The sequence below is a fragment of the Micromonospora sp. CNZ296 genome (genome assembly GCF_007827635.1).
In genome coordinates this window covers 14,457-37,485 of the sequence record NZ_VISW01000009.1, presented here as the reverse complement: position 1 = coordinate 37,485, position 23,029 = coordinate 14,457, and the positions used below count along the sequence as shown (strand labels likewise).

General features: G+C 72.9%; 22 protein-coding genes. 6 read left to right on the top strand and 16 right to left on the bottom strand.

Features of this window, described 5'->3' with window-relative positions:
• Positions 1-128 precede the first annotated feature (128 nt).
• Positions 129-1,277 (top strand): class I SAM-dependent methyltransferase, encoded by a 1,149-nt coding sequence (locus FB455_RS16190; RefSeq protein ID WP_145753902.1) that lies wholly within the window; start codon positions 129-131, stop codon positions 1,275-1,277.
• Positions 1,278-1,318: 41 nt separating this feature from the next.
• Here FB455_RS16190 and FB455_RS16185 read toward each other — a convergent pair whose 3' ends face one another.
• On the bottom strand, positions 1,319-1,744 hold the full coding sequence (locus FB455_RS16185) for a hypothetical protein (protein WP_071097700.1): 426 nt from the start codon (positions 1,742-1,744) through the stop codon (positions 1,319-1,321).
• 180 nt (positions 1,745-1,924) lie between these two features.
• On the opposite strand from FB455_RS16185, the gene FB455_RS16180 reads away from it, so the two are divergent.
• Complete coding sequence (locus FB455_RS16180; RefSeq protein ID WP_026268433.1) at positions 1,925-2,344, top strand: helix-turn-helix domain-containing protein; 420 nt, start codon at positions 1,925-1,927, stop codon at positions 2,342-2,344.
• Positions 2,345-2,366: 22 nt separating this feature from the next.
• Here FB455_RS16180 and FB455_RS16175 read toward each other — a convergent pair whose 3' ends face one another.
• The 4 genes from FB455_RS16175 to FB455_RS16160 form a co-directional block, all read right to left on the bottom strand.
• Entirely contained in the window at positions 2,367-3,521 is a 1,155-nt protein-coding gene (locus FB455_RS16175) for a hypothetical protein (RefSeq protein ID WP_145753900.1), read from the bottom strand.
• Positions 3,514-3,744, bottom strand: coding sequence for a heavy-metal-associated domain-containing protein (locus tag FB455_RS16170; protein WP_013288699.1), 231 nt, complete (start codon positions 3,742-3,744; stop codon positions 3,514-3,516). The genes FB455_RS16175 and FB455_RS16170 overlap by 8 nt, the downstream gene beginning before the upstream one ends.
• A gap of 165 nt (positions 3,745-3,909) precedes the next feature.
• Positions 3,910-6,027 (bottom strand): DEAD/DEAH box helicase, encoded by a 2,118-nt coding sequence (locus tag FB455_RS16165; protein ID WP_186466405.1) that lies wholly within the window; start codon positions 6,025-6,027, stop codon positions 3,910-3,912.
• Positions 6,024-7,862 carry a BTAD domain-containing putative transcriptional regulator gene (locus tag FB455_RS16160; RefSeq protein ID WP_145753898.1) on the bottom strand — a complete coding sequence of 613 codons (1,839 nt, stop codon included), beginning with the start codon at positions 7,860-7,862 and terminating at the stop codon, positions 6,024-6,026. Before FB455_RS16160 ends, FB455_RS16165 begins: the two co-directional genes overlap by 4 nt.
• A gap of 141 nt (positions 7,863-8,003) precedes the next feature.
• Between FB455_RS16160 and FB455_RS16155 the strand changes: the two genes are divergently transcribed.
• Positions 8,004-8,828, top strand: a complete 825-nt coding sequence (locus FB455_RS16155) for a hypothetical protein (protein WP_013288702.1) — start codon at positions 8,004-8,006, stop codon at positions 8,826-8,828.
• A gap of 163 nt (positions 8,829-8,991) precedes the next feature.
• On the opposite strand, the gene FB455_RS16150 is transcribed toward FB455_RS16155, so the two are convergent.
• The 7 genes from FB455_RS16150 to FB455_RS16120 all read right to left on the bottom strand — a co-directional run bounded on the left by FB455_RS16150 (position 8,992) and on the right by FB455_RS16120 (position 14,433).
• Positions 8,992-10,110, bottom strand: a complete 1,119-nt coding sequence (locus tag FB455_RS16150; RefSeq protein WP_114918872.1) for a branched-chain amino acid ABC transporter permease — start codon at positions 10,108-10,110, stop codon at positions 8,992-8,994.
• Positions 10,107-10,997, bottom strand: coding sequence for a branched-chain amino acid ABC transporter permease (locus FB455_RS16145; RefSeq protein ID WP_013288704.1), 891 nt, complete (start codon positions 10,995-10,997; stop codon positions 10,107-10,109). Before FB455_RS16145 ends, FB455_RS16150 begins: the two co-directional genes overlap by 4 nt.
• The gene (locus tag FB455_RS16140; protein ID WP_013288705.1) at positions 10,994-11,722 is read right to left on the bottom strand and encodes an ABC transporter ATP-binding protein; all 729 of its coding nucleotides are present in this window, start codon (positions 11,720-11,722) and stop codon (positions 10,994-10,996) included. Before FB455_RS16140 ends, FB455_RS16145 begins: the two co-directional genes overlap by 4 nt.
• Positions 11,723-12,466 carry an ABC transporter ATP-binding protein gene (locus tag FB455_RS16135; protein ID WP_013288706.1) on the bottom strand — a complete coding sequence of 248 codons (744 nt, stop codon included), beginning with the start codon at positions 12,464-12,466 and terminating at the stop codon, positions 11,723-11,725.
• 3 nt (positions 12,467-12,469) lie between these two features.
• Positions 12,470-13,672, bottom strand: a complete 1,203-nt coding sequence (locus FB455_RS16130) for a substrate-binding domain-containing protein (protein WP_013288707.1) — start codon at positions 13,670-13,672, stop codon at positions 12,470-12,472.
• A 216-nt stretch (positions 13,673-13,888) separates the two neighbouring features.
• Positions 13,889-14,134, bottom strand: coding sequence for a hypothetical protein (locus tag FB455_RS16125; protein ID WP_064446649.1), 246 nt, complete (start codon positions 14,132-14,134; stop codon positions 13,889-13,891).
• Complete coding sequence (locus FB455_RS16120; RefSeq protein ID WP_030269240.1) at positions 14,131-14,433, bottom strand: DivIVA domain-containing protein; 303 nt, start codon at positions 14,431-14,433, stop codon at positions 14,131-14,133. Before FB455_RS16120 ends, FB455_RS16125 begins: the two co-directional genes overlap by 4 nt.
• A 283-nt stretch (positions 14,434-14,716) precedes the next feature.
• Between FB455_RS16120 and FB455_RS16115 the strand changes: the two genes are divergently transcribed.
• A complete protein-coding gene (locus FB455_RS16115) occupies positions 14,717-14,944 on the top strand; it encodes a GntR family transcriptional regulator (protein WP_030269238.1) in 228 nt (75 codons plus the stop codon).
• A gap of 344 nt (positions 14,945-15,288) precedes the next feature.
• On the opposite strand, the gene FB455_RS16110 is transcribed toward FB455_RS16115, so the two are convergent.
• Positions 15,289-16,407 (bottom strand): glycerophosphodiester phosphodiesterase, encoded by a 1,119-nt coding sequence (locus FB455_RS16110; RefSeq protein ID WP_071097686.1) that lies wholly within the window; start codon positions 16,405-16,407, stop codon positions 15,289-15,291.
• Between the two features lie 106 nt (positions 16,408-16,513).
• On the opposite strand from FB455_RS16110, the gene FB455_RS16105 reads away from it, so the two are divergent.
• Together FB455_RS16105 and FB455_RS16100 are read left to right on the top strand one after the other, a co-directional pair.
• Positions 16,514-17,848 carry a potassium transporter TrkG gene (locus tag FB455_RS16105; protein WP_145753896.1) on the top strand — a complete coding sequence of 445 codons (1,335 nt, stop codon included), beginning with the start codon at positions 16,514-16,516 and terminating at the stop codon, positions 17,846-17,848.
• Positions 17,838-18,506 carry a potassium channel family protein gene (locus FB455_RS16100; RefSeq protein ID WP_013288711.1) on the top strand — a complete coding sequence of 223 codons (669 nt, stop codon included), beginning with the start codon at positions 17,838-17,840 and terminating at the stop codon, positions 18,504-18,506. Before FB455_RS16105 ends, FB455_RS16100 begins: the two co-directional genes overlap by 11 nt.
• An 87-nt stretch (positions 18,507-18,593) precedes the next feature.
• Here the strand turns inward: FB455_RS16100 and FB455_RS16095 are convergent, their stop codons facing one another.
• The 3 genes from FB455_RS16095 to FB455_RS16085 all read right to left on the bottom strand — a co-directional run bounded on the left by FB455_RS16095 (position 18,594) and on the right by FB455_RS16085 (position 22,915).
• Positions 18,594-20,213 (bottom strand): serine/threonine-protein kinase, encoded by a 1,620-nt coding sequence (locus tag FB455_RS16095; protein ID WP_013475180.1) that lies wholly within the window; start codon positions 20,211-20,213, stop codon positions 18,594-18,596.
• 71 nt (positions 20,214-20,284) lie between these two features.
• Positions 20,285-21,841: a fused MFS/spermidine synthase gene (locus tag FB455_RS16090; protein WP_071097679.1), complete on the bottom strand. Its 1,557-nt coding sequence runs from the start codon at positions 21,839-21,841 to the stop codon at positions 20,285-20,287.
• Positions 21,842-21,877: 36 nt separating this feature from the next.
• Positions 21,878-22,915, bottom strand: coding sequence for a VldE C-terminal domain-containing protein (locus FB455_RS16085; RefSeq protein ID WP_013288714.1), 1,038 nt, complete (start codon positions 22,913-22,915; stop codon positions 21,878-21,880).
• Positions 22,916-23,029: the final 114 nt, after the last annotated feature.

Sequence of the window (23,029 nt, the reverse complement as noted above, 5' to 3'; positions counted from 1 at the left end):
GGGCCCTCTCGCTCACTCGCCGACTGCGACGATCATGAAGTTGACGGCGCGACACGCCGTGCTCACGGCCGCCAACTTCATGACCGCCGGGGCGAGGGCGAGGGCGGGAAGCAGGAAGGTAGGTACTGATGCCGGAAGCGTTGGACTCGGCGCTGGCCGAGGTGCGGGCGCTGCTGCTCGCGCCGGGGCTGACCCGCGCGGTCGCCGCCGGGCGCCGTCGTGGGCAGCGTCCCTCGGTGGTACGCGCGGAGCTGCGCCCGGTCACGCTGAAGGCCGGTCCGCGGTTGCAGATCGCCGTCTCCGACGGATCACGGCCGCACACCCGCAACGTGGCACCGGGTACGGAGGCCGGCGCGGCTGTCGACGAACTGCTCGCCGAGCCGTTCGGCAACTGGCACGTCGAGACCGCCGACGCCACGCTCCAACTCCGGGTCACCAAGTCCGGCGAGGCGCAGGTGCACCGCGCGGCGGCCAGCCGTCCGGCCGCCGAGCCGGGCGGGCACGACCGGGCGAAGGAGTGGCTGCTCGACCCCGGTGATCCCCTGTTCCGGGAGATCGGCGGCTCGGCGGCCAAGCGCCGCCAGGTCGACGCGTTCCTGCGCGCGCTCGCGGCCACGCTGCCCGACGACCTCACCGGCCCGCTGCGGGTGGTGGACCTGGGCTGCGGCAACGCGTACCTGACCTTCGCCGCCTACCGCTACCTGGTCCAGCGCGGCCTGGACGTGACGCTCGTCGGGGTGGATGTGCGCGAGGACCAGCGCCGCCGCAACACCGAGCTGGCCGAGCGGCTGGGCTGGGCCGACCGGGTGGGCTTCGTGGCCGGCACCATCGCCGAGGCGCCCGTCGACCCGGCGCCCGACCTGGTCCTGGCGCTGCACGCCTGCGACACCGCCACCGACGAGGCGCTGGCCCGGGCGGTGCGCTGGGGCGCCCGCTGGGTGCTGGCCGCGCCCTGCTGCCACCACGACCTGGCCGCCCAGCTCCGGAGCGGTCAGGCGCCCGCGCCGTACGAGCTGCTGACCCGGCAGGGCATCCTGCGGGAACGGTTCGCCGACGTGCTCACCGACTCGCTGCGGGCCGCGCTGCTGCGGCTGCACGGGTACCGCGCCGAAGTGGTGGAGTTCGTCGACTCCCAGCACACGCCGCGCAACCTGCTCATCCGGGCACGGCGGACGGCAGGCGCGCCCACCGACGGGCAGCGCGCCGAGTATCGCGAGCTGGTCGGCCAGTGGGGTGTCACGCCCCGGCTGGAGACGCTGCTGGCCGAGGCGCGCTGAGCCGAGGCGCGCTGAGCCGAGGCGCGCTGAGCGGGCCGGTCCTACCGCCCGCGCTCGCCCCGGTTGCGGTCGCCCCGGTCCAGCACCGACACCCGCTCACCACGGGTCGGACCTCGCTCGCCGTCGTGTGACGCGCTCCGGAACGGCACCACCTTCCCGGCATGCTCGGCGTTGCCGGCGGCGGCGAAGGCGTTCCACGAGATGTCCACGAGCAACCGCTTCACCTCGGCGTGCCGGACGGCCGCGTTGCGCTGCAACGCCATCCGCGCGCCGAGCACCACAGCGGCCAGTGTGGTGCAGATCGCGCCGGTCGCGGCGATCAGGTGCACGCCGGTCGCCTCGCCTCCGCGTACCGCCAGCACCAGCAGCCAGATCCAGAAGCCGAGCGCGAACACGGCGGCCTTGGCCACGAAGAAGAGGCTCACCGCGCCGGGGCGATGCGGTACGGGGCGGTCCGGCTCGGCCATGCTGTTCCTCCATCGACATCCGGGATTCCCTCAGCTTAGTTGACCGGCGGCAACTTTCCGTAGTCGGGCGGTCCCGCCAATGAGACCTCCGGACCGATCAGTCAGTTACTTCTCCGGCCCGGCGTACTAGGCTCGGTGCGCGAGCCGGGCCACCGGAGGAAGGGGACAGATCCACCAGGGATGGGTTCCGCAGACGTTTCGCCACAGATGGCCTTCGCGCGCTTCGTACGACGGGCCATCGACGCCGCGCGCGAGGAGCGCGGCTGGACGGTGACCGACCTCGCCACCCACACCGGCGTCGGCCGCTCCACTGTGTTCCGCTGGCTGGCCGGCGACTGGCAGGACTACCCCGAACTCGCGAAGGTCCGCGGCTTCTGCGCCGCCCTCGACCTGCCCGTGGCTGCGGCGTTCCGCGCGCTGGGCCTGCCCGACGCCGGGCCGGTGCCCCGCCGCCGGGGCGCCGAGGACGGCCCGGTGGAGGCCGACGTGCGCGTCATCCTGGATCGGCTCGCCGACCCGAACGTGCCCGCCGAGGAGAAGCACCACATCCGCGATCTGCTCCGCTACCTGGCCCGCCGCCCGGTCCGCCGGGCCGGCTGAGCGCCGGTCGGGCGACGAGGGCTCAGGCCACCGTCAGCGTGAACTCGGCGGTCCGCACCACGCCGCCGACCTGGAAGTCCAGGAACATCCGGTAGCTGCCCGGCCCCGGCGCGGTCAGCCAGAACGTCACGTCGTCGCCGTCGCGCACCGGCTCCGGGTGCACGTGCAGGTAGCCGAGATCGCCCTCGCGCAACGCCACCAGGTGCCCGTACGCACCGAGGTACGGCTCCAGCGCCGCCGCCGTGCCGTCCGCGCCGGTGACCCGGAACCGCAGCGGCACCGACTTCCCCACCTCCGGCGTGCCCGCGTACCCGACGGTGAACCCGTCGACGGTGGCCGACGTGGCGGCGGCGGGCAGCGGCCGCGGCCGGTACGCGCCGGACGCGGTCAGGTCGGCGCCGAGCACCACGGCGACCTGGCGGCCGTCGTCGGCCACCGCGGTGAAGTCCGCGTACATCCGCCAGGGGCCCGCCTCCGGCGCCGTGATCGGCACCGACCAGGTGCCGTCGGCGGCCATCGTCGGGTGCAGGTGCCGGTAACCGCCGAGGTCACGCCGGACCATGATCACGTGCATCGGCTTGTCGTGCACGACGGCGAACCGGGTGACCGCCCGGCGCTGGTCGTCGCGGATCTGGAAGCGCAGCTCACCGGCGCGGCCCGCGACCAGCTCGGTCGACGGCACCAGCGTGTAGCCGGCCGAGGTGATCGACAGTCCGGTCGCGCCGTCGCCGCCGCCCTGGGTGACTGTTGCGCCGTCGTGCGTGTGCGCGCCGGTCCCGGGTGAGTGGGCGTGCGCGCCGCCGTCGGCGCCGCCCGTGGCGACCCCGCCGGCCGTCGCGCCGGCGGGCCGGGCCGGGTCGGCCGGCGCGTTCATCCGCCCGAGGCCGAAGCCGAGCAGGACGGCGAGCACCAGGCCGCCCACCACCAGGGCCAGCCGCAACGTCTCCCGGTCGACAGCGACGGGCCCGGCCGAACCGGCCGAACCACTCGCGCCGTCCCCGGCCAGCGCCGCGTCCCCGGGCAGAGCCGCGTCCGCAGACCGTCCCGCGCCCTCGGACGGAACAGCGTCACCGGGCCGCGCGGCGTGGCCGGGCTGCGCCGCGGGAACGCCGGAACCGGCCTCGGAGTCGTCGGGGACGACGCCGGTGCCGGACGTGACGGACGACGACTCAGGCACCGCCGCCGACCAGCTCGTACCCCGCCTCGTCCACAGCGGCACGCACGGACTCGACGGGCAGCGGCGCCGCGCTGGTGACAGTGGCGGTGCCGCTCGTCAGATCGATCCGGACCTCGTCGACACCGGGCAGCGCGGACAGCTCCTCGGTCACCGCCTTGACGCAGTGTCCGCAGGTCATCCCGGTCACGGTGTACGTCTGGACGACGGGTCGCTGCTCGGTCATGACCCCACGGTACCGCCGCCCGGGTCCGGGCCCGACGACGGTCCGCCGACGGTGGTGACGCTCGCATTCCGCCCGGCCCGGGAACTTTCCGCGCAGCCCGGGAACTGCCGCGCCGACCGGCGGCACGCCACGCCGGGACTCCCGTCAGGCAGGCCGAGGGACGGGTCAGCCGGCCACCGCGAGCGCCAGCGGCAGCACGTCCGGCGCACCGGCCCGGCGCAGCAGCCGCGCCACAGTGCCCATCGTCCAGCCCGAGTCGACGAGGTCGTCCACCAGCAGCACCGGGCCGTCCAGCCCCGCCAGCGCACCGGCCAGCTCGTCCGGCAGGCGGAAGGCGTCGTGCAGCGCGCGTACCCGCTGGGCGCTGTTGCCGCGCGGCCCGCCGCCGCCAGGCCCGGCCGGGACGACCTGGCCGAGCAGCGGCAGCCGGCCCACGGCGGCGATCCGCTCGGCCAGCGAGCCGACCAGCAGCGGTCGCGTCCGGGAGCCGACCGCGACCACGCCCACCGGCCGCCGGGGCCACGGGTCGTCGCCGTGCGCCCACGCCTTCAGCACCTCGACCACAGCGGCCACCACGTCGTCGGGCACCGGGCCGTCCGGCGCCTCCGGCCCGACCAGCCCGCGCAGCCGCCCACCCCACCCCAGGTCGGACAGGCGGCCCACGGCCCGGCCGGGCAGCGCCTGCTCCGCCGGGGGGATGCGGCCCTTCAGGGGTACGCCGACCGACTCCAACCCGGTCGGCCAGAGCTTCTTCGGCGGGATCGGCACGCCGGGCCGCCCGAGGAACGTCTGCGCGGCGGTCAGCGCCTGGTCGGAGACAGCGGCGTCGAACAACGGGCCGGCGCAGTTGTCGCACCGCCCGCAGTCCTGCGCCCCCGTGTCGTCCAGCCCTTCCCGCAGGTAGCGCATCCGGCAGCCGGACGTCGAGGCGTACTCCCGCATGGCCCGCTGCTCGGCGGCGCGCGCGTCGGCGACGCGCCGCAACCGGGCCTCGTCGTAGACCCAGGGTTCGCCGGTGGCGAGCCAGCCGCCACGCACCCGGCGGACCGCGCCGTCCACGTCGAGCACCTTGAGCATCAGCTCCAGCCGGGCCCGGCGCAGGTCGACCACCGGTTCGAGGGCCTGGGTGGAGATCGGCCGTTCGGTGTCCAGCGCGGCGAGCACGGCGCGCACCTGCTCCTCGGGCGGGAAGGCGAGCGAGGCGAAGTACCGCCAGATCGCCGCGTCCTCCACGCCGGGCAGCAGCAGCACCTCGGCGTGCTCGACGGCCCGGCCGGCGCGGCCGACCTGCTGGTAGTAGGCGATCGGCGAGGGCGGCGCGCCCAGGTGCACGACGAAGCCCAGGTCGGGCTTGTCGAAGCCCATGCCGAGCGCGCTGGTGGCGACCAGCGCCTTGATCTTGTTGTCCAGCAGGTCCTGCTCGGCGGCCCGCCGGTCGGCGTCCTCGGCCTGCCCGGTGTAGGAGGCGACCGACCAGCCCCGGCCGCGCAGGAAGTCGGCCGTCTCGGTGGCCGCCGCGACGGTGAGCGTGTAGACGATCCCCGAGCCGGGGAGCCGGTCGAGGTGGTCGGCCAGCCAGGCCAGGCGGTGGGCCGGGCTCGGCAGATCGAGTACGCCGAGGCGCAGCGACTCGCGGTCCAGGGTGCCCCGCAGCACCAGGGCGTCACCGAGCTGCTCGGCCACGTCCTGGGTGACCCGGGCGTTGGCGGTGGCGGTGGTGGCGAGCACCGGCGTGCGCTCGGGCAGGTTGGCCAGGAACGTGCGCAGCCGCCGGTAGTCGGGCCGGAAGTCGTGCCCCCAGTCGGAGACGCAGTGCGCCTCGTCCACCACGAGCAGCCCGGTGGTGGCTGCGAGCTTCGGCAGCACGCCGTCGCGGAAGTCCGGGTTGTTCAGGCGTTCCGGGCTGATCAGCAGTACGTCGACGGCGCCGGCGTGGATCTCGGCGGTGATCTCGTCCCACTCGTCCAGGTTCGCCGAGTTGATGGTGCGCGCCCGGATGCCGGCGCGGGCGGCGGACTCGACCTGGTTGCGCATCAGCGCCAGCAGCGGCGAGACGATCACGGTCGGCCCGTGCTGATTCCCCTCACGCAGCAGCGCGGTGGCCACGAAGTAGACGGCCGACTTGCCCCAGCCGGTGCGCTGCACGCAGAGCACCCGCCGCCGGTTGACCACGAGCGCCTCGATGGCCCGCCACTGGTCCTCGCGCAGCCGGGCGTGGTCACCCGCCAGCCGCCGCAGCACCGCCTCGGCACGCTCCCGGACGGCCATCCGATCCTGGCTCATCCGGCATTTCTACCAGGGGCCACCGACGTCACCGGCGGACCGGGCGGCGACGTGGGCGGCGGTACGGGTGTCGGTGCGGGCGGCAGGAAGATCAGCAGCTCGCGCAACGAGTCCGTCGCCGCCGCCGGCAGCAGGCACCGCGAGGCCAGCTCCTCCATCGACGTGTACGGGCCGCGCATCCGCCGGTCGACCACCACATGCTGCGCCTGCGACCGGGTCAGTCCCGGCAGCCCGCTGATCACGTGGTCCGGCACCGAGTTGACGTCCACCAGTCCGCCGTCGTCGTACGCCCGGGGCAGGTCGGGGCGGCCGATGCGCAGGTCCTCCCGCGCCGACGGGTACTGGTAGAGCAGGTAGCGGGCGTACTCCCGGCGCAGCCGGTTGCGGTCGGCGTACGGCCGGCCACGCCAGAGCCCGCGCAGCCAGGCGAGCAGCCGGCCGTTGAGCAGCACCACGTGCGGGACGCCCGAGATCCAGGTGGTCAGCCAGATCAGGATCATGGCGCCCTCGGGTCCGCTGACCTCCTCCGTCTCGCTGCCGCCGACGACCACCACGAACGTCACGGCGACGGTCAGGTAGCAGACCGCGGTGAGGATGCTGCCCCAGCCCCGCCGCCAGATCCCGTAGAGCAGCACCACCAGCCAGGTGAGCATGCCGAACGAGAGCAGGGCGATGAACGCGCCGCCCACAGTCGCGACGACGCTCAACCACCCGGGCACTCCGGCCGGACGCCGGGACGGCGGCACGGCACCGAACAGCGGCGCGACCGGTGGCGCGACCCAGGCCGGCAGGCCGGTCGGCGACTCACCCGGGCCGGCCGGTGGCGGCGGGAACGGGCTGCCCGGCTGCGCCGAGACGGTGAACTGCACCGGAACGGTGAGTTGAGCCGAGACCGTGGGCTGGGCCGGAGCGGCGGGCTGGGGCGGCGCCGTGAGCGGAAGCGGGCTCTCGGCCGGGCTCATGGGCAGCGGCCGGGCCGGTTCCTCGGCGGGGGCCGGAGACGGCTCCGGGCCGCCGACCGCCCACCTGTCGCCGGATCCGGCCGGACGACGCGGCGCCTGCGCGAGGAGATCCGGGTCGGCGCGCAGAATGCGCCGGTGCAGATCCTGGAGCGGCTCCCCCGGCTCGATGCCGTACTCGTCCCGGAGCAGCCCGGCGTAGTCACGGTAGGCGGCCAGCGCCTCGGCCTGCCGTCCGCTGCGGTGCAACGCCAGCATGAGCTGGTGACGCAGCCGTTCCCGGACCGGGAACTCGGCGACCAGCTCGACCAGCCGGCCGACCAGCTCGCCGTGCCGGCCGTCGGCCAGCTCCAGTTCGGTACGCGTCTCCAGCGCGACCGCCCGCATCTCCACGAGGCGGTGCCGGGCCGTCTCGAAGTACGCGCCGCCGAACCCGGTGAACGGCTCCCCCTGCCACAGCTCCAGCGCGGCGCTCACCTCGGTCAGCGCCTCCGCCGTACGCCCGGCCGCCTGTGCCGCCCGCGCACGCCGCACGCCGCGCTCGAAGCGCGCCACGTCCACCGCCTCGGGCGGCACGCGCAGCAGGTAGCCCGCGTCGGTGAGGGTGAGCACCCGGGCCGGCGTACGCGGCGACCGGTCGGGTTCCAGCATCCGGCGCAGACCGGCCACGTGCTTCTGCACCACGTTGAGGCCGTTCACCGGCGCCTCGTCCGGCCAGACCGCCTCGACGATCTGCCCGGTCGGCACGGGACGGCCCGCGGCGAGCAGCAGCACGGCCAGCACGGCCCGCTGCTTGGCCGGGCCGAGATCGAGTGGTCGGCCGGCGTACCAGGCCCGCTGCGGGCCGAGGAGTTCGAAGCGCAGCGCCTCTGACATGCGAGTTTCCGCCCCCGTACCGACTGCCCCCGCCCACCGTGGCCGACGGCAGTCGGACGGCAGCATAACGGCAGCGGGAACGCCGTGACGGCTGGCGATACTTCCCCGGCAACAATCACCTGGGAAAGCGAGTCGAACACCATGACGCAGCGAATCGGTTCCGCCGCGAGCCTCCGGCGGATCGCGGCTCTCGCGACGGCCGTGCTGGCCACCACCGTCCTGTCCGCGGGGTGCGGAACCGGCGACGCCTCCGAGGGCACCGGAGCGGCGCCCAGCCCGTCGGCCGACCCGAAGGCCGCGCTGCTGGCCGCCGTGCCGGACGAGAAGGACCCGGCCTTCCGGTTCTCCACCATCGAGGGCGCGGAGAAGTTCGACGGGGTGGTCGACCCGGCGGCGCAGGGCCTCGAGTTGTCCATGTCGGAGAAGATCAAGGACCCGGAGTTCACCATGGCGATGACCTTCCGGGTGATCGAGGAGGACATCTGGGTCCGGGTCAAGCTCACCGGCATCCCCGGTCTGCACGACATCATGAAGCTGCCGAAGCGCTGGATGCTCCTGGACCGCACCAAGCTCGACGACGCCTCCGACGTGCCGGTCTACCAGAACGCCGACCCGGCCAACACGGCCGCGGTGATCCGGACCGCGGAGACGGTCGAGGACCGGGGCAACGGCACGTACGGCGGGTTCGCCGACCTGACCGCGAACGCCGACATCCGCGAGAACTTCAGCACCGTGGACGTGGACGCGCTCGGTGACGCGGCGAAGAAGGTGCCGTTCACGGCTGTGGTCGGGCCGGACGGGAACCTCACGTCGCTGACCCTGGACGTGCCGGCCGCGGGCAAGAAGAAGGCGATGAAGCTGGTCGCCAAGTACTACGACTTCGGCAAGGCGCCGAAGCTCAGCGCACCGACCGGGGCGCAGGTGCAGAAGGCGCCGGCGTCGGCGTACGAGATGCTCAACGGCTGACCACGACGGACGTGCGAGGGGCGGTGGCCACACGGGGGGCCGCCGCCCCATCCGCGTGTCAGCGGCCGAGCACGTCGCCCCGGTCGATCATGAAGTTGGCGCGGCCGGACACGGCGTGTCGTGCCGTCAACTTCATGATCGCCGGGGCGGGGGTCAGCGGGGGTCAGCGGGAGCGGCGGAGGGCGGTCAGGAGGGGGGTTACGCGGGAGCGCAGGCTGGCCAGGCCGCCGGGGAAGAAGTAGACGGCCAGGATGAACACAGTGCCCAGGACGAACAAGGGCTGGCTCAGCGGGTGGCTGAGGAACGCGGGCAGGCTGTTCACCGCGTCGCTGCTGCCGAACGCGGTGAGCCGGTGGTCGAGGTACATGTAGAGGACGCCGCCCAGCACCGGCCCCCACCGCGTGCCGGGGCCGCCGAGCACCACCATGACCAGCAGCGACAGCGTCAGCTCCGACGAGGTGATGTGCGGGCTGGCGCCGCCGACGATCAGCACGTAGACCACCCCGCCGGCCGACGCGAGACCGCCGGCCAGCGTGAACGCGACGAGCTTGAACCGGTACGGGTCGAGCCCCAGCACCCCGATCCGCCGCTCGTCGTCGCGCAGCCCGGCGAGCACCCGCCCGGTCGGCGAGGCGCTGACCCGGTGCACCACGAGGACCACGATGGCCAGGTACGCCAGCGCCAGCCAGTACAGGTTCACCGTGTTGGTGACGCCCACCAGCGCCGACGGCAGCCCGGAGACGTCCAGCGGCAAACCCTCTTCGCCGCCGGTGAGACCGCCGAAGTCGCGGGCCACCAGGATCGCCCCGACCTGCGCGAACGCCAGCGTCACCATGGCGAACGCGATGCCCACCGTGCGCAGGGCCACCGCGCCGAGCAGCGCGGCGAGCGTGGTCCCGCCGATCACCGTGAGCACGGCGGCCTGCCACAGCGGCAGCCCGGCCTTGGTGACCAGGATGTCGGTGCCGTACACCCCGGCGGCGAAGTAGAGGGCGTGCCCGAAGGAGAGCATGCCGGTACGCCCGAACAGCAGGTCGTACCCGGCCGCGAGCCCGCCGAAGACCAGGCAGATGGCGAGCAGTTGCAGCGTGCCCGGCGAGTTCAGCGGCCCCTCGAAGATGCCCGGCAGGTGCAGTGTGGAGTACGGCAGGATCGCCGCCACCACCAGCGCCACCAGCGGCAGGTACGGGCGCAGCCCGTGCCAGCGGGCGCGGCCCGGGCTCAGCTCGTCCGGTACCGCCGCCGGGGGTGCCGGCGCCTCGGCGCTCTTGACCTCGGTCATGCGTGAGCCACCTTTCCGGCCAGGCCCTGCGGACGCAGCAGCAGCACCACGGCGAGCAGACCGACCACGCACAGGTCGCCCAGCCCGGACGTGCCGTAGTAGTTGACGAACTGTTGCAGCAGCCCCACCGCGACCGCCGCGTACGCGGACCCGACCACCGAGCCCATCCCGCCGATCACCACCACGATGAAGGCGAAGATCAGCAGCGAGCCGCCCTGCCCCGGTGAGACGGTCCCGAAGTAGACGCCACCGAGCGCGCCGGCAAGCGCGGCGGCGGCCCCGCCGATCGCGAAGACCAGCGTGAACGCCTTGCGCACGTCGATGCCGAGCGCCGTCACCATCTCCCGGTTCTCCACGCCGGCCCGGATGATCAGGCCGTACCGGGTCCAGCGCAGGAACGCCAGCAGCGCCCCGAGCACCACAGCGGCGGCGACGATCAGCAGCAGCCCGGCGTTCGGCACCTGGGCGCCGAGCACCGAGGTGACGCCCCGGCTCCAGTCCGGACGCGGGAACGGCCGCGGATCCGCACCCCAGGTGGCCTGGAGCAGCGCCACCCCGGCCAGCGACAGGCCGACGGTGACGAGCACCTGCTCGATGGTGCGGGAGTACAGCGGCCGGATCAGCACCAGCTCCACGAGCACCGCGACGAGCGAACCGGCCAGCACGCCGAAGACGACAGCCAGCACGAAGCCGAACCCGTCCGGCCCGGCGCCGGGCAGGTTGCCCGCCGCCCACCAGGTCGCGTACGCGCCCACGCCGAGGAACAGCCCGTGCGCGAAGTTGAGCACGTCGGCGAGGCCGAAGACGAGGGACAGGCCGGAGGCCACGAGGAAGTACAGCGCCGCCAGGCCCAGCCCGGTCAGCGTCAGCAGAACCACTGTGTTCACGAGTGCACCTCCGCCGAACCCACACCGAGCAACGACTTCGTCAGCGCGGTCTCCAGCAGCAGTTCCTGGGCGTCGCCGGTCCAGGCGACCTTCCCGGCGGAGAGCACCACCGCGTCGGTCGCCAGCCGCCGTACCACCGCCAGGTTCTGCTCGACCAGCAGCACCGGCACGGATTCCGCCACCCGTTCCAGCACCTCGGCCACCTCGGTCACCACCTTCGGGGCCAGCCCTTTCGTCGGCTCGTCGACCAGCAGCAGCCGGTTGTCGTTCAGCAGCACCCGGCCGATCGCGAGCATCTGCTGCTGCCCGCCGGACAGCGAGCCGGCCCGTTGCCGTCCGCGCCGCTCCAGCTCGGGGAAGAGCGAGAAGACCTTGTCGTACGCGGGCGTGACACCCCGCCGTTCGGCGAGCCGCAGGTTCTCCGCGACGGTGAGCGCGGCGAAGACGCAGCGGTCCTCCGGCACGTAGCCGAGGCCGTCGCGGACCAGCCGGTGGGTGGGGCGGGCGAGCAGGCTCCGCGCCCCCATGCGTACGCTGCCGCGCACCTCGCCGCCGCGCGGCGTCAGCCCGACGATCGCGCGCAACGTGGTGGTCTTGCCAACGCCGTTGCGTCCGAGCAGCACCGTCACGCCGGTCGGCGCGACCTCGAACGACACGCCCTGGAGGATGTGCAGCCCGGCGATCCGCACGGACAGGTCCGCCACGGACAGGACAGGTTCGGTCATTTAGAGCGCCTCCCCCAGGTACGCCTCCTGCACGGTGGCGTTCGCCATCACCGTGTCCGGGGTGTCGCACGCCAGCAGCGCGCCGTGGTGCATCACGGCGATCCGGTCGGCCAGTTCCAGGATCACGTCCATGTGGTGTTCCACCATGAGCACCGCCCGGCCGCTGTCGCCGGTCAATGACTTAATCACGCTGACCAGCTCGGGCACGTCCTCGGCGCTCACCCCGGCCATCGGCTCGTCCAGCAGCATCACGCGGGGTTCACCGGCGAGCAGCAGCGCGATCTCCAGCTTGCGCTTCTCGCCGTGGGCCAGGGTGCCGGCGAGCGCCGTACCCCTGTGGTGCAGGCCGACCCGGTCGAGCGCCGCGTCGGCGGCGGCGGCCACCTCCCGGTCGGCCGCCGCCCGCCGCCACAGCTTCATCGAGCCACCCCGGTGTGCCTGTACGGCGAGCCGGACGTTCTCCCGCACGCTCAGCGAGCCGAAGACCGAGGACGCCTGGAAGGTACGCCCCAGTCCGAGCCGGGCACGCCGGTGCGGCGGAAGCGCGGTGATGTCCGCGCCGTCCAGCAGGACCGTGCCCTCGGTGGGCCGGCGCAGGCCGGTGATCAGGTTGAACAGGGAGGTCTTGCCGGCGCCGTTGGGCCCGATCACGCCGAGGAACTCCCCCGGCGCCAGATCGAGGTAGACGGAGTCGACGATGGCGACCTCACCGATCCGCCAGGTCAGACCGCGGGTGGCGAGCACGGGTCAGCCCTTCATCTGCGCGACGGGCGGCGCGCTCTCGTCACCGGTGAGCGACTTCTGCGCGGTCGCCGTGAAGGCGGTGCCGCTGCCGGAGAGCTTGGCCTGGTACATCGGCTGGAGCAGGGCGTGGTCCTCGGCGCGGATCTTCATGGTGCCCTTGACGCCCTCGAACTCCCAGCCCTCAAGCGCCTTGATCATCTTCTCCACGTCGTCGCCGCCCTCCTGCACGGCCCGGACGACCATCTGCGCGGCGGCGAACCCGTCCGGGTGGAACAGGTCGAGCGTGCCGCCCGGCACCTTCGCCTTCGCGGCCTTGGCGGCCTCGGTGTCGCTGGCGCCGTCGAAGTAGTGCGACAGGAACGAGATCTTGCTGCCGGCCGCGCCGAACGTCGGCCACGAGGCACGGATGTCCAGGCCGGTGACGACAGTGGTCGAGGCGAGGACGCCCTGCTGGTCGAGCGTCTGCCACATGGCACCGGCGGTGGTGCCCGCCCAGGCGACGAAGAGCAGGTCCGGCTTGGCGGCCTTGATCTGGCTGGCGAACGGCGTGAACTCGGTGGCGCTGGCCGGGGCCCGGACGCTGCTCACGTTCGCGCCCGCACCGCCGATGACGGCCTTCACGGCGGCCTCGTTGGCGTCGCCGAACGCGCCGTCCTGCGCGAACACGACGACCTTCTTGCCGCCCGCGTCGCCGATGAACGACCGGGCGGTCACCACGTCCTGCCACGACTGCCGGCCGGAACGGAACGTGTACTTGTTCGCGCCGGTCACCGCGTCGGTGGCGGCCGGGCCGGAGATGAACAGCACCTTGTTCTGCGCGGCGATCGGCGCCACCTGGAGCGCCACCCCGGAGGAGGTGGACCCCGCGATGATCTTCGTACCCTTGCCGATCAGGTCCTTCGCGGCGGACACGGCCTTGGCCGGGTCGCCCGCGTCGTCGGCCTCGGTCACCTCGATCGTGCGGTCACCGACCTTGCCGGTGCCCTTGGTGGCGAAGTCGAGGCCCGCCTTGAAACCCTCGATGTACTGCTTGCCGTAGCTGGCGAGCGGCCCGGACTGGGAGTAGACCAGACCGACCTTGACCGGGGCGGCGTCGCCGCCGCCGGATGCGGTGTCCTGCGGGCTGCCACAGGCCGTGGCGGCCAGAGCGACCGCCACCGAGGTGGCGGCGGTAAGGAACACCCGTCGCGTGTGCCGGATCGTCATTGCGACTCCAGGTGAGGACAGGGGGAATGTCAGTTGTCGGCTCACGCTAGAAGTGACGTCACCCACGGGCTATGTGGTCGGCGCACACAAGTACCTGTGACGGGATGGCCGCACGTTACAACGCCGGACATCGCCACGTAACCGCACCGACCCGGGATGGCCGCCCCCACCACGCGCACCTCGCCGGCAATGTCGTCCCACGCCATCGCGCGCCGGTCACCGCCCGCCGCACTCCCCGTCGTGGTCGGCCGCCCGAGCGCACCGCCGCCCACCGTCGCGCGGGCGGTCACACCAGACCCAGTGGCGTACGGACTGCTCGTCCTCCCGTGACACGGTGGTCCCGGCGCGCTCCACGTCGGCCAGGAACCCGAGCGCCCGGCAGATGGCCCGCGCGAACCCCCGCGCGCCGTCGAGGTCGGCCGCGAGCACCGGCAGGTGTACGACGAACCGCTCCCGGCTCACCGCTGCGTACCCGGTGTGAACCGGGACTGCCAGCTCTTGAGCGCCGCCTTGATGCGCGTGTTCTCCTCGGCGTAGCGGGACGCGTCGCGCCGGGCCAGCGCCAGGTCACCCGCCACCCGGTAGAGGAAGGCGTGCACCTCCGCCGGGTCGAGCCCGTGCCGCACGGTGCGGAACCGCCGCTCGCGGATCTGCCCGACGCTCAGCGGCCGGCACGACTCCGAGCGGTACCAGCCCTCGTTCGGCTGCCGCCCCTTGCCACGTCGCCGGGTCGGCTGAAACAGGTTGAGCACGTTGCGCACGCCGATCCTCCTCACCGAGCCGTGGAGGCGGCCCGCCCGCAGACAGGGGACGCGGGCGGGCCGCCGACCCCGAGACCGCAGCCCGTTCGGCGGTACGACCCCGGAGCCCAATCCGGGTCCGACTCCCGAGGTTTGCCGAACCAACCGGAGCCGGACGCGACTCAACCTACACCAGTATCTGGTTATGCGCGAGCCTCCATTCTCGACGTGCTGGGCAACTTGTTGCAGTTACTTGTGCAGGTAGGGCAGGATCGGATTCGCCGAACCAACCGGAGTCCCCACCATGCCCACAGCTGAAGCACCGTTCCGCCGTATCGCCAACGACATCGCCGCGAAGATCAAGAGCGGCGACCTGAAGCCCGGCGACAGACTGCCCTCGACCCGTGAACTCGCCGAGACCTACGGCGTCCACATGAACACGGCCTACCGTGCGATGTCGTTGCTGCACGATCGCGAGCTGATCACCGGCCAGCCCGGCCGCGGCACGTACGTAGCCGAACCCCCGAGCTGATCAACTCCACTACGCCGAAGTGGCGGCATCATCGCGCCCGGAAGCAGCCACTTCCCCGAAGTGGCGCCCGCCCCGCGCGACAAGCCCCGCCCACCACCGCCGACCACCGCCCGCCACCGCCGATCTTGGAGTTGTGGCGCCCAGGATGTTCGGATTCGGGCGCTCTGTGAGGTGCCACAACTTCAAGATCGACGAAGCGGGGCGAGATCTTGGTACGGAATGGCCCTTGGAGGGGCCGTTTCGTACCAAGATCTCGGGGGCGGCCGAGCGCGACCGGAACCGGGGAAAGCGCGGACGGGGTGCCCGCCGGAACGGCGAGCACCCCGTTTTTCAGCGGAGCAGGGTCAGCGGCCGGCTCGGGCGGCCACCGCCGTGTCGGGGTGGTCGCTGAACACGCCGTCCAGGCCCAGGTCGAGGAACAGCTCGTACTCGGACGTGATGTCACCACGCGCGTTCGGGTCGGTGCCGATGCGGAAGTCCGCAGGCAGGAACTGGTTCTCGGCCCGGAACGTCCACGCGTGCACCACCAGCTTCTGCCGGTGCGCGTCGCGGATCACCGAGGTCGGCGCGAGCAGCCGGCCGGCGGAGTCCCGGGGCACGATCAGGTTCTTGTTCAGGCCCACGCCGTCGGCGTACCGGGAGATCCAGGCAAGTCCCGCGGGCGTGGCCAGATCCGCGTAGGTCCGCTTGTCTCCGCCCGCGACGAAGTCGTAGGGCGCGCCGCTCGCGTCCATGAGCTGCACCAGCCGTACGTCGATCATCTTGTCGAGCTTGCGCAGGTTGGCGGTCTCGAAGCTCTGGACGAACACCGGGTCGGCGCGGTGGGTGAGCCGGTTGCGGCGCAGCACCGCCACCAGCGGCTCCTCCAGCGGGCGGCCGATCGAGGCGAAGTAGGTGGGGTGCTTGGTCTCCGGGTAGACGCCGATGGTCCGGCCCCGGGCCTTCGACTCGGCCCGCGCCAGGTCGATGACCTCCTGGAACGTCGGGATCTCGAACCTGCCGTCGAACGCGGTGTTCGCGACCCGCACCTGGGGCAGCCGCTCCTTGGCCCGCAGCGTCTTCAGCTCGGCCAGCGTGAAGTCCTCGGTGAACCAGCCGGTGACGGTGACCCCGTCGATGGTCTTCGTCGCCTTGCGGCCGGCGAATTCGGGGCGGGCGGCCACGTCTGTCGTACCGGAGATCTCGTTCTCGTGCCGCGCGACCAGGACGCCGTCCTTGGTCGAGACCAGGTCCGGCTCGATGAAGTCGGCGCCCTGGCGGATGGCGAGCCGGTAGGCCTCCAGGGTGTGCTCCGGGCGGTAGCCGCTCGCGCCGCGGTGGCCGATCACGATCGGCCGCTGGGCCGCGGGGGCACGCTCGGCGCGGTGGTCCGGGCCGGCCTGGGCGGCCACGGCCGGCACCACCACAGCGGCCGCCGCGAGCAGCGCGCCGGCCACGCCGAGGGTGGAAAGGGTACGTCGCAACGCCGTCTCCTGTCGTCGATGGGTACGCACAGCAGACCGGTCGTGGTTGACCGCCAGTTGGTCGGTTCCTGACCTGCCGGTGAATCTCCGGACGGAAGATGACGGGATGCGCCGCCTGCTCCGGAAGCCCGTACGGCTGGTGCCGTTGGGGTTCCTGGCGGTGATCCTGGTCGGCACCGGTCTGCTCATGCTGCCCTGGGCCACCAACGAGCAGCGGTACACCCCGTTCGTCACCGCGCTGTTCACGTCCACGTCGGCGGTGTCGGTGACCGGGTTGGCGGTGACCGACACGCCGAACTACTGGAACGGGTTCGGGCTCGTGATGATCACCGTGCTGACGCAGCTCGGCGGTCTGGGCATCCTGACCGGGGCGTCGCTGGTGATCCTGGCGGTCTCCCGCCAGCTCGGCCTGCGTAACCGGCTGCTCGTGCAGGCGGAGACCGCCGAGTTCGGCCTCGGCGACGTACGCCGGCTGCTGCTGCGCATCGCGGCGACCGTCTTCGCGACCGAGGCCCTGATGACGGCGGTGATCGCCACGCGCCTGTTCCTGGCGTACGACTACCGGCCGGGCCGGGCGCTCTGGTCGGCGGTGTTCCACTCGGTCCAGGCGTTCAACAACGGCGGCTTCGCGCTCTACTCCGACGGCCTGATCGCGTTCTCCCGGGACGGCTGGGTGGCGCTGCCGCTCAGCATCGGCGCGATCATCGGCGGGCTGGGCTTCCCGGCGCTGTTCGAGGCGGTACGCGAGTGGCGGCAGCCGGCGCGCTGGGCGGTCGCCACGAAGCTGACCGTGTGGGGCAGCGTGGTGCTGACCGTCTTCGGCGTCGCCTACCTGCTGATGGCCGAGTGGACCAACCCGTTCACGATCGGCACCTTCGACGTGCCGGGCAAGCTGCTGGCGTCGTTCACGCAGATCGCGTTGAGCCGTACCGGCGGCTTCGACGTGATCAACGTCGGGCACCTCACCGACGAGAGCTACCCGATGCTGATCGGCCTGATGTTCATCGGCGGCGGCAGCGCCAGCACCGCCGGCGGCATCAAGGTCTCCACGTTCTTCCTGCTCGGCTTCGCCATCTGGGCCGAGCTGCGGGGCGAGCCGGACACCACTGTCGGGCGCCGCCGGGTGGCGGCGGCGAGCCAGCGGCAGGCGCTGACCGTGGCGCTGCTGAGCGTGGCGCTCGTGGCCGGGGGAACCGTCGGCCTGATCGCGCTGACCTCGCACGTGTCGTTCTCGGCCGCGTTGTTCGAGGTCACCTCCGCGTTCAGCACGACCGGTCTGACCGTCGGGGTGTCCGGGCAGCTCTCCCCGCCGGGTCAGTACGTGCTGACCGCGCTCATGTACATCGGCCGGGTCGGGCCGCTCACCCTCGGCTCGGCCATCGCGTTGAACACCCGTCGACGGCTGTACCGCTACCCGGAGGAGCAACCCATTGTCGGCTAGACATCCGGAGGAGACAGGCATCGCGGTGATCGGCCTGGGCCGGTTCGGCACGCGCCTGGCGGAGTCCCTGTCCCGTCTCGGTTACGAGGTGCTGGCGATCGACCGCGACCCGGCCCGGGTCCAGCACTGGTCGGCCGAACTCGACCGGGTGGTGCAGGCGGACAGCACCGAGGAGGTGGTGCTGCGCCAGCTCGGGCTGGCGGACTTCCGCCGGGTCGTGGTCGCGATCGGGGCGTCGCTGGAGGCGAGCGTGCTCACCGTACTGGCGCTGGCCGAGCTGGGGATCGAGCAGATCTGGGCGCGGGCCACCTCGGAGAAGCACGCGAAGATCCTGCACTCGGTCGGCGCGCACCACGTGGTCTTCCCCGAGGCGGAGACCGGCGAGCGGGTGGCGCACCTGATCGTCAGCCGGATGCTCGACTTCATCGAGTTCGACGACGACTTCGCCATCGCCAAGGTCAAGGTGCCCGCGCCGCTGGTCGGGCGGTCACTGCGCGACATCGCACCGCAGGACCGGTACGGCGTCATGGTGGTGGGCGAGAAGCAGTCCGGGCAGCCGTTCCGTTATGCCGGGCCGGACACGGTGCTGCAGGCGGACAGCGTGCTCATCGTGGAGGGCGCCATCACCCAGGTGCAGCGCTTCTCCGCGCTGACCTGACGACGGCGCCGACCTGACGACAGGTCTCGCCTGTCAGCCCTTCTTCGGACCCTTGCCCTTGCCGTGCCCACCCCCCCTTCGGCCGGTCTACTTTGCTTTTCCCTTGCCGTTCTCCTTGCCCTTGGGCTTCGGCGCGGCCTTGGGCTTCGGTTTCGCCGGCGCCGGTTTGGCCTTCGCCGGCCCGCTCTTGGCGGTGGTCTTGGTGGCCGGCTTGACCGGCGTCTTCACCGGCGGCGCGGTGGTCGGCGCCGAGCCGGCGATGCCGGAGACCTGCACGCCGCAGGTGCTGTCGCCGAGCGTGAACTCGACAGGCAGCGTGTTGCTCCCGGTGTAGCGGCCGGCCAGCGTCAGCTTCGTCGACGCGCCGGGGGCCAGCGCCGGGTCCGTCGCCGGTGCGGCGATCGAGACGGTACGCCCCACCTGACGTGCCGTGGGCTGGGCCGTGGTGACCGTCTGCTTGCCGGGGAACGTGAAGTTCATGGTCCAGCCGCGCAGTTCCCGGTCGCTGGTGTTGGTGAGCGTCAGCTCGGCGGAGAAGTCCTTGCCGGTGTCGCGGCGCAGCGAGTAGTCGACAGCGCACGGGATCGTCTCGGGCAGGCTCATCCGCGCCTCGGTCGGCTCCACCCCGCCGCTGGCCGGGCTCCGCGACGTCAGCCCCCACAGGGTGGCGGTCACCGCGACCAGGCCGACGGCGGCCACTCCGGCCTCCACCTTGCGCCGCCGCGCCACCGCCCGCCTGGTACGGGTACGCACCACCGAGAACGGCAGCGCGTCGGTCTCCGCCGACCACGGCAGGATCGTGGTGCCGGCGTTCTCGGCGAGCGCCGGGTCCATCCGGCCGAACGCCGGCGACACCGGCACGATCGCCGCGATACCCGCCGCCTCGGCGAGCGTACGGGCCACCTCGGCGGTCGCCGGGCGGTCCTCGGGGCGCTTGGCCAGGCACCGCTGCACGAGCGAGGCGACCGGCTCGGGCAGCCCCGGCACCGCGGGCATCGGGTCGGGGTCGCGGTACATGTGGGCGCGCAGCATCTCGGTGGTGGTGCTGGCCTGCCACGGCAGGCGGCCGGTGAGCATCCGGTAGAGCAGCAGCCCGACCGCGTACACGTCGGTGGCCGGCGAGACGTGGCCGTTGTCCAGCCGCTCCGGCGCCAGGTACGCGGGCGTGCCGAGCAGCGCGCCGTCCGGCCCCTTGTCGCTCTCCCCCACCAGCGCCGAGATGCCGAAGTCGACGACCTTCACGCCGGTCGGGGTCAGCATCACGTTGCCCGGGGTCACGTCCCGGTGCACCACACCGCGGGCGTGCGCGGCGGCCAGCGCCGAGGCGACCTCCGCGCCGATGGTCATGGCCTCCCGCCAGGGAAGCTGCCCGTCGCGGCCGAGCCGCCCGCTGAGCGGACCGCCGTCGACCAGCTCCATCACCACGTACGGCACGGTCAGGCCGACCTGCACGGACTCGCCGTAGTCGTACACGTTGGTGATGTTGGGGTGGCACAGCCGCGCGGCGGCCTGCGCCTCCACCCGGATCCGGTGCCGGAACGCCTTGTCGCTGGCCAGCCGCGAGGCCAGCACCTTGACCGCCACCTGGCGGCCCAGCACCTCGTCGTAGCCGCGCCAGACGACCGACATGCCGCCCGCACCCAACTGCTCGACGAGCCGATATCGCTCGCCGAGCAGTTGCACGCCGTTCCTGACCGGTCCACCCATGGTCGGTCCTGTTGCCCGAAGTGGGCCCCGGTACACCTCAGCTGTCGGAATCGGTCAGGAAGTTCACCCGTTCAGGCGGTCGCGAGCAGTTGGTCCACCGGCGCGTAGTCGTCGGTGAGCACCATCGCGTCGCCCACCCACTCGGTCACCGCCGCCTCGTCCATCAGCGCGGCCGGCTCGGGCAGCAGCTTGAGGCCGGGCGGGATCGCGGCGAGCGGCAGCGGCGCGTCCGAGGCGACGATCACGAAGTTGGCGCCCTGCCTCCCGTCGATCGCGCCGGGCGGGGCGATCAGCGCGACGTGCGCGAACTCGGCCTTCACGGTGGCCAGCTCGGCCCGGATGAACCGGCCCGGCGGGTAGTCGATGACGTTCTGCACGTAGATCCCGTCCGGGCGCAGCACCCGGCGGATGTCGGCGGCCATCTCCCGGGTCGCCAGGTGCCACGGCACCACCAGGTGGCCGAAGGCGTCGCCGACGATGAAGTCGCGGCTGTCGGCCGGCTCGCCGCGCAGCAGCACCCGCGCGTCACCCACCTCGGCGCGCATCTGCGTGCCGGTACGCAGGCCCAGCTCCCGCCGGTCCAGCTCGACCAGGCCGCCGTCGAGTTCGAACACCAGGTTGTCGCTGCCGGGCCGGGTCGCGGCCAGGTAGTGCGGCACCGTGAAGCCACCGCCGCCCAGGTGCAGCGCGTCCATCGGCTGCTTCGCCGGCCGCGCCACGTCCGCGACCAGGCCGATCCACTGCGTGTACGCGTACTTGAGGTGGGTCGGCTCGCCCAGGTCGACGTACGAGTGCTCGGCCGAGTTGAGGTAGAGCGTGCGTCCCTGCGGCCAGGACGGGTCCACCTCGACGCGGGCGCAGTGGTACGCGGTCTCCACGTCGCACGGGTTCGGCGCCGCGGCGGTGAGCCCGGCGGCGGCGAGCCCGAGCAACGCCAGCGCGGCCTTGACCCGGCCCGGCGCGGACAGTCCGCTCGGGCCGGCCTGCCGTCGCAGCCAGAAGCCGAGCGCCAGCCCGGTCACGCCGAGCACGGCGGCCAGCCCCAGCACGATGACGGTGCTGGACAGCGCCGCCACCAGCACGAAACCGGTGCCGAGCGTGGCGGTGATGCCGCCGAGCGTACCGATGCCGGACAGCTTGCCCACCACCTGCCCGGTCCGGCGCAGGTCGGCGAGCTGGAGCTTCACCACGAGCGGGGTGATCCCGGCCAGCAGCGCGGCGGGCAGCAGGACGGTCAGCGCGGTCAGCAGGAGCACCGCGCTCGCCGCGCCGCCGCGCAGCGCCTCACCGGCGTACCTGACGATGGGCAGCGTGATTGCGGTGGCGATGCCGGCCAGCACCAGCGCCGGAGCCAGCAGGGTGCGCGGGTCACGCCGGTCGGCGAGCCAGCCGCCGAACCACGCCCCGTACGCGATGGCGGCGAGCGCCATGCCGATCACCGAACTGGTCACCTGGAGGGTCACCCCGACGTACGGGCCGACCAGGCGCAACGACACGGTCTCCAGCACCAGCACGGCCCCGCTGGAGAGGAAGACGAGGAACGCGGCGAGCCCGTTGGGCAGGGCCCGGGGCGGGACCGGGGCGTCGGCCGCCGGTCCCGCGATGACGTCGGACGATGTGCTGCTCACCGTGGCGATGCTACGCAGCGCTCGCGGCGGGCCGGGTCAATACATCGAGATGTGAACATGGTTTGTGTGGTCCGCCGCCGGGCTGCCGCCGCCGCTGTACGCCCGCCAGCCGGTGTTCGGCATCCAGATCTGCCGATACCAGATGACGTACATGATGCCGAGCCGGTTGGCGTTGTTCTTCGCCCAGGCGGCGAGGCTGTCGCCGTACGCCTTGTCGCCACCGGTGGCGGTCTTGTCCTCGAACCCGCCGCTGGCCGCGGAGAAGTCGCAGGCCCGGCCCTTGGGGTGCTCGCCGCCGCCACCGCTGCGGTGACACGAGGCGTAGCGCTTGTAACCGGCCGACTTGGCCTGCTGGAGCATGTGCAGCGTGCGCGGGGTGATGCAGCCGGACGCGGGCGTCGGGTCGTCGACCGAGCAGGACTCCGACGGCCACGAGCCGTCCGAGTTGCGCGGGGCGGGCTTCGCCGACGAGGAGGTGCCGTTGAACCCGGACCCGGCGCCGGAGCTGACCTTCGCCAGCGCCACCTCGGCGTCCTTCTTCTTGCGGGCCTGCACGGCGACCTGCTTGGCCTGCTCGCGCACCTCGGCGTCGATGGCGAGCTTCGCCTCGGCCGCCTGCGCCTTCGCGTCGGCCAGCTCCCGCAGCCGCTTGCTGTCGCGCTGGGCCATCACGTCCAGCTCGGCCGCGCGCTTGAGGAAGTCGTTCGGGTCGGCGCTGGCCAGCAGCATCGACGTCGCGGTCAGCCGGCCCATCCGGTACGACTGCGCGGCGACCTCACCGGCCTGCGCGCTGAGCCCGACGAGGCGTCCCTCGATGTCGGTGAGCTGGGCGGCGAGCGCCTTCTGCCGGCGCTTGGAGTTCTCCAGCTTGTTCTGGGCCTCGATGTGGCCCTTCGCCGCCGCCTCCAACGCCGCCCGCAACTGCTTGCTGCCGCCCTCGTTCGGGGCGTTCGGGCTGGGTACGGCGGCGGCCGGGCCGGCGGCCACGCCGGAGCCGAGCAGCACGGCCACCGCGGCGAACGCGGCGAGCAGCGACCGCCGGACGCGCCGGCCGGTAGGGCTGGTCCTGGGCACGTGTTGGTCCTTCCGTCGACCGCCGGCCCCCGTACACCGAGCGGCGTCTCCGCCGGCGCCGGACGGCGGCCTGCTGGCGGAGACCGCCGGTCACGATACCGGACCACGCGCGAC